Origin of the sequence: Caulobacter sp. UNC279MFTsu5.1, assembly GCF_900114015.1 — a bacterium.
GTDB lineage: Bacteria > Pseudomonadota > Alphaproteobacteria > Caulobacterales > Caulobacteraceae > Caulobacter.
Map to the genome: position 1 here is coordinate 1 of NZ_FORN01000087.1, position 8884 is coordinate 8884.

General features: G+C 67.6%; 6 protein-coding genes. All 6 read left to right on the top strand.

The features are described from left to right. A partial coding sequence (locus tag BM066_RS25480) for a DUF5110 domain-containing protein (protein WP_143093824.1) occupies nucleotides 1-398 on the top strand: 398 nt, incomplete at its 5' end. A 256-nt stretch (nucleotides 399-654) separates the two neighbouring features. Then, complete coding sequence (locus tag BM066_RS25485; RefSeq protein WP_018062095.1) at nucleotides 655-1272, top strand: FadR/GntR family transcriptional regulator; 618 nt, start codon at nucleotides 655-657, stop codon at nucleotides 1270-1272. Between the two features lie 23 nt (nucleotides 1273-1295). Continuing rightward, the gene (galA, locus tag BM066_RS25490) at nucleotides 1296-4196 is read left to right on the top strand and encodes a beta-galactosidase GalA (protein ID WP_089931214.1); all 2901 of its coding nucleotides are present in this window, start codon (nucleotides 1296-1298) and stop codon (nucleotides 4194-4196) included. 73 nt (nucleotides 4197-4269) lie between these two features. Continuing rightward, complete coding sequence (locus BM066_RS25495; protein WP_018061305.1) at nucleotides 4270-5946, top strand: DUF5597 domain-containing protein; 1677 nt, start codon at nucleotides 4270-4272, stop codon at nucleotides 5944-5946. Between the two features lie 11 nt (nucleotides 5947-5957). After that, nucleotides 5958-7028, top strand: coding sequence for an alpha/beta hydrolase (locus tag BM066_RS25500; RefSeq protein ID WP_018061304.1), 1071 nt, complete (start codon nucleotides 5958-5960; stop codon nucleotides 7026-7028). A 73-nt stretch (nucleotides 7029-7101) separates the two neighbouring features. After that, the gene (locus BM066_RS25505; RefSeq protein ID WP_018061303.1) at nucleotides 7102-8676 is read left to right on the top strand and encodes an alpha-L-fucosidase; all 1575 of its coding nucleotides are present in this window, start codon (nucleotides 7102-7104) and stop codon (nucleotides 8674-8676) included. Nucleotides 8677-8884 lie beyond the last annotated feature (208 nt).

Sequence of the window (8884 nt, forward strand, 5' to 3'; positions counted from 1 at the left end):
AGGAGCGCGACGTCTACCTGCCGGCCGGGGCCGACTGGTACGACTACTGGACCGGCCAGAAGGTCGCCGGCGGCCAGACGATCCGCGTCCACGCCCCGATCGACACCATCCCGCTGTTCGTCCGCGCCGGCTCGATCATCCCAATGGGCGCGCCGATCCAGAGCACGGCCACGCCCCAGGCGATCAATGCGGTCAAGGTCTATCCGGGCCGCGACGCCGACTTCACCCTCTATGACGACGACGGCGTAACCAACGCCTACGAGAAGGGCGCCAACGAAAAGGGTGGGGGCAAGTCGGTCAAGCTGCACTGGGACGACAAGGCCGGCAAGCTCACCGCCTCCGGCGACAAGACCCTCTCCGCACAGGCCCTCGCGGCCGTGCAGATTGTCTCGCGCTAGGAAGGGGGCGCGTGATGCGAACGTCGTCATGAGCAAGCGCGGGCAAGGGACGGGAGGGGATTGGGTCCGGGCCCATGGATTGGCGGCTTTGCCCCTCGACGAGTCCGACTGTCTTGAAGGGCGCGGCCGCTGGGGAGGCGTCGGGGAGCCGCCATGCGAGGCGCCGCCCTTGATCCCAACGGGAAGCGATGAAGGCGACCGGCCGTCATCCTGGCCGGGCCTCGGCCTGGAGCGCCCACGTTCGGCCCATGACCAGATGCTGCGCATCCTGGCCCTGGAGATCATGGACGGCGCCTTCGACGTGACCGGCTTTCCGAGCGAGGTGGCGCTGCTGCGTCGTTTCCAGGTCTCGCGTTCGTTTCTGCGTGAAGTCATCCGAGGCTTGACCGCGAAGGGGTTCCTGAGCGTCAAGACGCGGGTGGGGGCCACGGTCCGGAGAGCCGAGCACTGGAGCCACTTTGATCGCGACGTGCTGCGCTGGCGCCTCGGCGCCGGCGAGAACCCGGTGTTCGGCGAAGACGTGCGGGCGATGTGTCTGGGATTGGAATGCGAGGCGGCCCGCCGGGCGGCCAAGCGGCGGTCGGTCGACGACCTGCAGGTCCTGGAGCAATGCCTGGCCGATCTTGCGGCCGATCCGTCCGACACGGCGGCCCGAGTCATTCAGCGTGTCTTCAGGTTGACGATCTGCGCGGCGTCGGACCGGCCCGTGATGCGCTCCCTGTCGGGTCTGATCGAGGCCCATCTGCTGCTTGACGCCCGGCGGCGACCGGGATCGACGGGAGGGCGGTCCAAGGCGATGCGTCGCGTTTTCTGGGCGATCCGAGATAGTGACGAGGCGGGCGCCGCCGCCGCCATGCGCGACGTCATCGGTTGAGTAGCATAGTAGGGACGGACGACATGAACGAGAGCAACGGCTTGAACTTGAACCGTCGCCGTTTCCTATGGACGAGTTCGGCCGTCGCGCTGGTCGCCGCCGGCGGCGCGCCAGGCTTGGCCTGGGCGGGCGCGGCCGTTGGGCCGGAGCGGTCCTATCCCAGGCCGCAGCTCAAGGCGCCCGGCGAGCGGCTGTCGCTGGACCAGGGCTGGCGCTTCCATCTGGGCGACATAGCGTTTCCGAAGATCAGGGGCCATGGCTGGTCATACGGCAACGCCAAGGCCGGCAACGCCGGGGGCGCGGCTTCACCGGAGTACGACGACAGCGACTGGCGCGAACTGGACCTGCCGCACGACTGGGTGGTCGAGGGGCCGTTCGACAAGGACGAGAACCTCTCCCAGGGCTATCGGCCGCGCGGCAAGGCCTGGTATCGCCGCGCCCTGCGGCTGGATCCCACCGATCGCGGCAAGCACCTGTCCATCGAGTTCGGGGCCATCGCCACCCACGCGACGGTCTGGTTCAACGGCAGCGTCGTGGCGCATAACTGGAGCGGCTATAACGCCCTGCAGATCGACATCACCCCATTCGCCCGCTACGGCGACGAGCTCAACAGCATCGTCGTGCGGGTCGACGCCGATCCGATGGAAGGCTGGTGGTACGAGGGCGGCGGCATCTATCGCCACGTCTGGCTGACTAAGCGCGCGGCCGTGCATATCGCCGACGACGGCGTTCACGCCGATCCGCGCCGGGACGGGGAGGGGCGTTGGACCCTGCCGGTCGTCGCCACCCTGGGCAATATCGGGCCCAAGGCCGAGGCGGTCGAGGTCGAGGCCCAACTGGTCGATCCCTGGGGCAAGGTGGTGGGCGCGGGCCGCGTCGCCGCCGAGGCGCCGTCCCTGGACCAGGGGGAGGCCCGTCTCGTCCTGGACGTCGCCGCCCCGCGCCTGTGGTCGGTCGACGACCCGGCGCTCTACACGGTGCGCACGCGCGTCTGGCAGGCCGGTAAACTGGTCGACGAGGCGATCACCTCGACCGGCTTCCGCACGCTGCGGTTCGACGCCGCCCAGGGCTTCTTCCTCAACGACCGTCCGCTAAAGATCCAAGGAGTCTGCCTGCACCAGGACCATGCCGGGGTCGGCGTTGCTGTGCCCGACAGCCTGTGGGATTTCCGGCTGCGCCGCATCAAGGCCATGGGCGCCAACGCCGTCCGTTGCGCCCACAACGCTCCAGCCCCGGAGATGCTGGAGGCCGCCGACCGTCTGGGCGTCCTGATCCTCGACGAAAACCGCAACTTCAATCCCAGCCCCGACTACATGCGGCAGCTGGAGTGGCTGATCCGCCGCGACCGCAACCACCCCAGCATCTTCCTGTGGTCGGTGTTCAACGAGGAGCCCATGCAGGGCACCGAGGCGGGCTACCAGATGGTTCGGCGCATGGTCGCCGCCGTCAAGCGCCTGGACGACAGCCGTCCGGTCACCGCCGCGATGAACTTCGGCATGTTCAACCCGATCAATGTCTCGCAGGCGGTCGACGTGGTCGGCTTCAACTACCAGCCCGACAAGTACGACCGGTTCCACGCCGAGCACCCGAACCTGCCGCTGATGAGTTCGGAGGACACCTCGGCGTTCATGACCCGGGGCGAATGGTTCACCGATCGTGCGCGCAATATCCTGGCGGAGAACGACGAGGAACCCTCGTCCTGGGGCAACACCCACCGCAAGGCCTGGGAGGAGATCGCCAAGCGACCGTTCGTGGCCGGGGCCTTCGTGTGGACGGGCATCGACTACCGCGGCGAACCCACGCCGTTCGAATGGCCCTCGGCCAGTTCGTTCTTCGGGGCCATGGACCTGTGCGGCTTCCCGAAGATGGCGTTCTTCCTGCACCGGGCGCAGTGGGTCAAGGATCGCCCCCTGCTGGACCTGGCGCCGCACTGGACCTGGCCGGGCAGGGAGGGCCAGCCGATCAAGGTGATGGCCCTGACCAACGCCGAGGCGGTCGAGCTGCGCCTGAACGGACGGCTGATCTCGCGCCAGACGGTCGATCCCTATGTCATGCCGTCCTGGACCGTGCCCTATTCGCCCGGACGGCTGGAGGCGATCGGCTATATCGGCGGTCGGCCGGTGTCGAAGGCGATCGTCGAGACCGCCGGTCCGCCGGTCGCCCTGCGCCTGACGCCCGACCGGACCGTCCTGGCCGGCGACGGCGCCGACGCCGCGCCGATCACCGTCGAGGCCCTGGACAAGGCCGGTCGACCGGTGCCCACGGCCAACCTGCCGGTGACGTTCGAGATCGACAACGGGCGGATCATCGGCCTGGGCAACGGCGATCCCAACTGTCACGAGTCGGAAAAGGGTAACGCGCGCAGCCTGTTCAACGGCCTGGCCCAGGTGATCGTGCAGACCGACCGCGGCTCCACCGGCGTCCTGCGCCTGAGAGCGTCGGCGCCGGGCCTGAAGGCCGCGCAGACGGCGCTGTCGGTCCAGCCCGGGACGCGGCTGGCCGAGCCGCGGACGCCGCCGGTCTCGATCCTGTCCGACTGGCGCCTGTCGCCGATCGTGAAGGTTCGCCCCGACGCGTCGACCAAGCCAGCCGACAACGACATGAATTCCTGGGGCTGGGCCAATCCCGGCGCGTTGCAGGATGCTGATTCCGAGGGCGGCTTCGTGCTCTATCGCCTGACCTTTACGCCGCGGGGAACCGTGCGACGGGCCGGGGGGAAGCTGGTGTTCGGTCGCCTGACCGGTCCGGCCGAGGTCTATGTCGATGGCGTCATGGTCGCGACCAAGACCGACGCCGCGCCGGGCCCGCTGACCGCGCCGCTGTCGGCAAAGGAAGGCGAGCGGACGGTGGCTGTGCTGATGACCGCGCTGCCGGGCAAGCCTTTTGGAATGGGGGCGGCCGTGATCGCCGAGGAGCGCGATTGAACCCCGTCCGGCGGCGACGCCCCATCCCTCGCATTGATCTCGCCGTTCCGGCGGCCATGGAGTTGTTCTGAGTATGTGGACTTCGATTTTCGGCGGCCGGACGCCGTGTTTCGCGGGCGGCCTGGCGGCGCTTGCCCTGACTCTCGGCGGCGGGATGGCGACAGCCGCCGACGCGCAGACAGCCAATCCCATTCCCCGTGTCGTGACCCGCGAGGGTCGTCATGCTCTGTTCGTCGACGGGGCTCCGTTCCTGATCCTCGGCGCCCAGGTCAACAACAGCAGCAACTACCCGGACGTCCTGCCCGAGGTGTGGCCCACGATCAAACGCATCCACGCCAACACCGTCGAGGTGCCCGTCGCCTGGGAGCAGGTCGAGCCCAAGGAAGGACAGTTCGACTTTTCGTTCGTCGATGCGCTGGTGGAGCAAGCGCGCGCCAACAAGGTGCGGCTGGTCCTGTTGTGGTTCGGCACCTGGAAGAACACCGGCCCGGCCTACACGCCCGAATGGGTCAAGGTCGACAGCAAGCGCTTCCCGCGGATGGTCACCGCTGCCGGCCAGCCCCACTATGTCCTCTCGCCCCACAGCCGGAACACGCTCGAGGCCGACAAGCGCGCCTTCGTCAAGCTGATGGAGCACATCAAGCAGATCGACCCGCAGAACACGATCATCATGATCCAGCCGGAGAACGAGGCCGGCTCCTACGGCAGCGTCCGCGACTTCTCGCCCGCGGCCCAAAAGCTGTTCGATGGCCCGGTTCCCGCCGCCCTGCTCAAGCGCATGAACAAATCGCCGGGAAGCTGGAAGCAGGTCTTCGGCGACGACGCCGACGAATACTTCAACGCCTGGTCGATCGCCGCCTATGTCGAGGAGATCGCCAAGGCGGGCAAGACCGTCAAGCCGCTGCCGATGTACATGAACGCCGCCCTGGCCTCGGCGTTCGGGCGCCAGCCGGCCGCGACCTACGCCAGCGGCGGCCCGGTGCATCACGTCATCGACGTCTACAAGGCCGCCGCCCCGTCGATCGATATCGTCGCTCCCGACATCTATACGCGCGACCATGCGGCGTACACGGCCTATCTCGGCTACTACGCTCGCCCGGACAATGCGCTGTTCGTCCCCGAGACCGGCAACGACACCGAGTTCGCCCGCTACTTCTTCGCGACCATCGGCAAGGGCGCCATCGGCTTCTCGCCGTTCGGCATGGACGACACCGGCTATTACAACTACCCGCTCGGGGCCAAGGACCTCGATGACGCCAAGCTCGAGCTGTTCGCCCGCAACTATACCCTCTTCGAGCCGATGATGCGCGAATGGGCCGCGCTGGCGTTCGCCGGCAAGGTCTGGGGCGTTTCCGAACCGACCGATCCCAAGGCCAACCACACCCAGGTCATGGAGCTTGGCCCGTACCGCGCCACGGCCACCTTCGGCCAGTGGCAGTTCGGGACGGACAAGCCGACGGGCAATCCCCAGCCGACGGGCGGGGCGGCGATCGCCGAGCTCGGCCCCGGCGACTACCTGCTGACGGGTTTCAACACCCGCGTAAAGTTCGAGCCGTCCAAACCCGACAGCGGCCAGATGCTGCGCGTGGAAGAGGGCCGGTTCGAGAACGGAAAGTGGATCTTCCGGCGCGTCTGGAACGGCGACCAGACCGACTACGGCCTCAACCTGGTCGATCGCAAGCAGGTCCTGCGCGTCAAGTTCGGGTCGGCCCAGGGCGCGGCGATCATTCCTGTCGGCAACCCGAATTGAGGGACGTGGAAATGCGCGTGAAGACCTGTTGGACCGGCGTGGCGGTGGCCGTTCTGTTGACGGCGCTCGGCGCTGAATCCCAGGCGGCCCCGTCACCGCCTCCCGCGGCGCTGGCCGCGGAGAGCGCCAAGTCCGTGACCGTCGACCGCATCAAGGTCCATGGCGCGGCCCTGGAAGGCAATCTCGAAGGCGAGGCGGTCGATCGGGATGTCGCGGTCTATCTGCCACCGGGTTATGCCGCCAATCCGACGCGCCGCTACCCGGTCGTCTACGTGCTGCATGGCTACGCCCTGACCGTCGACGGCTTCGCGGGATTGCTGCAGGCTCCGCAGACCCTCGAGGGCGCGTTCGCCTCGGGAGCGCCCGACGTGATCGTCGTCCTGCCGGACACCCAGACCCTGCACAACGGCTCCATGTACTCGAGCTCGGTGACGATCGGCGATTGGGAGGGCTTCATCACCCGCGACCTGGTCGCCTATGTCGACGCCCACTATCGCACCATCCCCGATCGCCTGAGCCGGGGCCTCGCCGGTCACTCCATGGGCGGCTACGGGGCCACGCGCCTCGGCATGAAACACCCAGAGACCTTCGGTGCGCTCTACATCATGAGCCCGTGCTGCCTCTCGGCGCGCGACGCGCCGCCCGCCCAGGCGGCCGCGGTCGTCGAGGCGGTCAAGACCCCGGAGGAGGCGACCAAGCTCGACTTCCTGCCGCGCGCGACCTTCGCCGTCGCCGCCGCCTGGTCGCCTAACCCGGAGAAGCCGCCGTTCTATGCGGACCTGCCGACGTCGAAGGGCGTCGTCGATCGGTCGGTGCTGGCGCGCTGGGCCGCCAACGCGCCTCTGAGCATGCTCGACCAGTACGTCTTCAACCTCCGGCGATACCGGGCGATCGCCATCGATGTCGGCGACCGGGACGGGCTGCGCGTCGACGCCGCTGAATTGCACGAGCGCATGACAGCCTCAGGCGTCAGGAACGCCTTCGAAATCTATAGTGGCGACCACGCCAGCGCCGTCGCCAGTCGTTTCCAGAATAACGTTCTGCCGTTCTTTGGGCGCGTGCTTCGTTTCGACGGAAAATAGCGGGCGTCTTGGTCGCCGAATTCGCGATCTGTAGATCGCGCTAACAGAAGTATTGAAGATTGGGGAGTTGGACATGGTGACGATGAACAAGCGAGCCTTCCTGGGTGTTCCGGCCCTCGCGGCGCTGGGCCTGGCGGGGGCCGCGCAGGCCAAGGACGAGCCTTCCGCGGATGCGTGCGCCAAGCTGCCGGCGCCGGATTATCGGCTGCCCGTGGCCAACGGTCCGTTCCGTCCCGAGCCCGACTCCCTGAAGACCTACCAGACGCCCGACTGGTTCCGTGACGCCAAGTTCGGGATCTGGTCGCACTGGGGGCCCCAGGCCGTGCCGCGCCAGGGCGACTGGTACGCGCGGAACATGTACGTCCCCGGCCACCCGCACTACGACCATCACCTAAAGACGTACGGCCAGCCTTCCAAGTCGGGCTACAAGGACATCATTCCCCTGTGGACGGCGGAGAAGTTCGATCCCGAGGGGCTGATGGACAAGTACGCCGCCGCCGGCGCGAAGTACTTCGTCAGCATGGGCGTGCACCACGACAACTTCGACCTGTGGAACTCCAAGCATCACCGGTGGAACGCCGTGGCCATGGGGCCCAAGCGCGACATCGTCGGCGCCTGGCGGGCCGCGGCGCGCAAACGCAAGATCCGGTTCGGGGTGTCTGAACATCTGGGGGCCAGCCACAACTGGTACTATCCCAGCCACCTCTACAACCAGGCTTGGCCCGAGTTGGGCGTGCCCTACGACGGCGCCGATCCGAAGTACGCCGACCTCTACCATCCGCCGCACAACGAGCCTTATCGCGGCGGCGCCGACACCTGGTACACGAAGGACTCGAGGTTCCATCAGATCTGGTTCGACCGTATGCGCGACCTGATCGACACCTACGAGCCGGACCTTCTGTATTCGGACGGCGGGCTGCCGTTCGGCGTGGTCGGCCGGAGCCTCGTCGCCCACCTCTACAACGGCAGCGTCGCCAGAGCGGGGCGCGTGGACGCGGTCTATAACTGCAAGGACTTCGGCTCGGGTGAGTTCTACAAGGAAGCCTGTGTCCAGGACGTCGAGCGCGGGGTCCTCAAGGGCATCAACCCGCTGCCCTGGCAGACCGACACCTCCAACGGGGACTGGTTCTACAGCGACGGCTTCAAGTACAAGACCACGTCCGAAGTCGTCGCCATGCTGGCCGACATCGTCAGCAAGAACGGCAACCTGCTGCTGAACGTCGTGCAGTATCCGGACGGCAGCCTGCCGCCGGAGTCGCAGCTTCTCCTGGAAGAACTGGCGCCGTGGATGGCGGTGAACGCCCAGGCCATCCACGGGACGCGGCCGTGGAAGGTGTTCGGCGAGGGGCCCACCGAGACCGCGGGCGGGGCGTTCCAGGAAAGCGCGGCCTATACCGCTAGGGACATCCGTTTCACGACGAAGGGCGACACGCTTTATGCGATCGCGCTTGGCGAGCCGTCGGGCGTCACCGAGATCACCGCGCTCGCCAAGGGCAATCCCCATGAGCGTCGGCGCGTCGCGCGGGTCGAGATGCTGGGCGTCCGCGAGCCGCTCAAGTTCCGCCAGGACGCCCGCGCGCTGACGATCGACGTCCCGGCGCGCACGCCGACGCGTCATGCCAGCGCTTTCAAGATCAACTTCGCCTGAGACGGCCGACAGGCCTCCAGCGGCGATCTTCCAATTCGGCGAGGATTTCAGACGTGGGACACCATTCAGTCCGACTGGCGGGCGTCACCTTGGCCTTGATGCTGGCGGCGGGGGTTGCGCCGGTCGTCCGGCCATCGCCCGCCCAGGCGCAAAGCGCGGTGGGGCATCCCGACTGGCCGGGCAGGGGACAGCTGTTCGTCGGCGCCTG

Excerpts from the sequence above, each read along its gene's own strand:
- BM066_RS25485 (WP_018062095.1), top strand. The coding sequence starts at position 655 with ATGCTGCGCATCCTGGCCCTGGAGATCATGGACGGCGCCTTCGACGTG.
- galA (WP_089931214.1), top strand. The coding sequence starts at position 1,296 with ATGAACGAGAGCAACGGCTTGAACTTGAACCGTCGCCGTTTCCTATGG.
- BM066_RS25495 (WP_018061305.1), top strand. The coding sequence starts at position 4,270 with ATGTGGACTTCGATTTTCGGCGGCCGGACGCCGTGTTTCGCGGGCGGC.
- BM066_RS25500 (WP_018061304.1), top strand. The coding sequence starts at position 5,958 with ATGCGCGTGAAGACCTGTTGGACCGGCGTGGCGGTGGCCGTTCTGTTG.
- BM066_RS25505 (WP_018061303.1), top strand. The coding sequence starts at position 7,102 with ATGGTGACGATGAACAAGCGAGCCTTCCTGGGTGTTCCGGCCCTCGCG.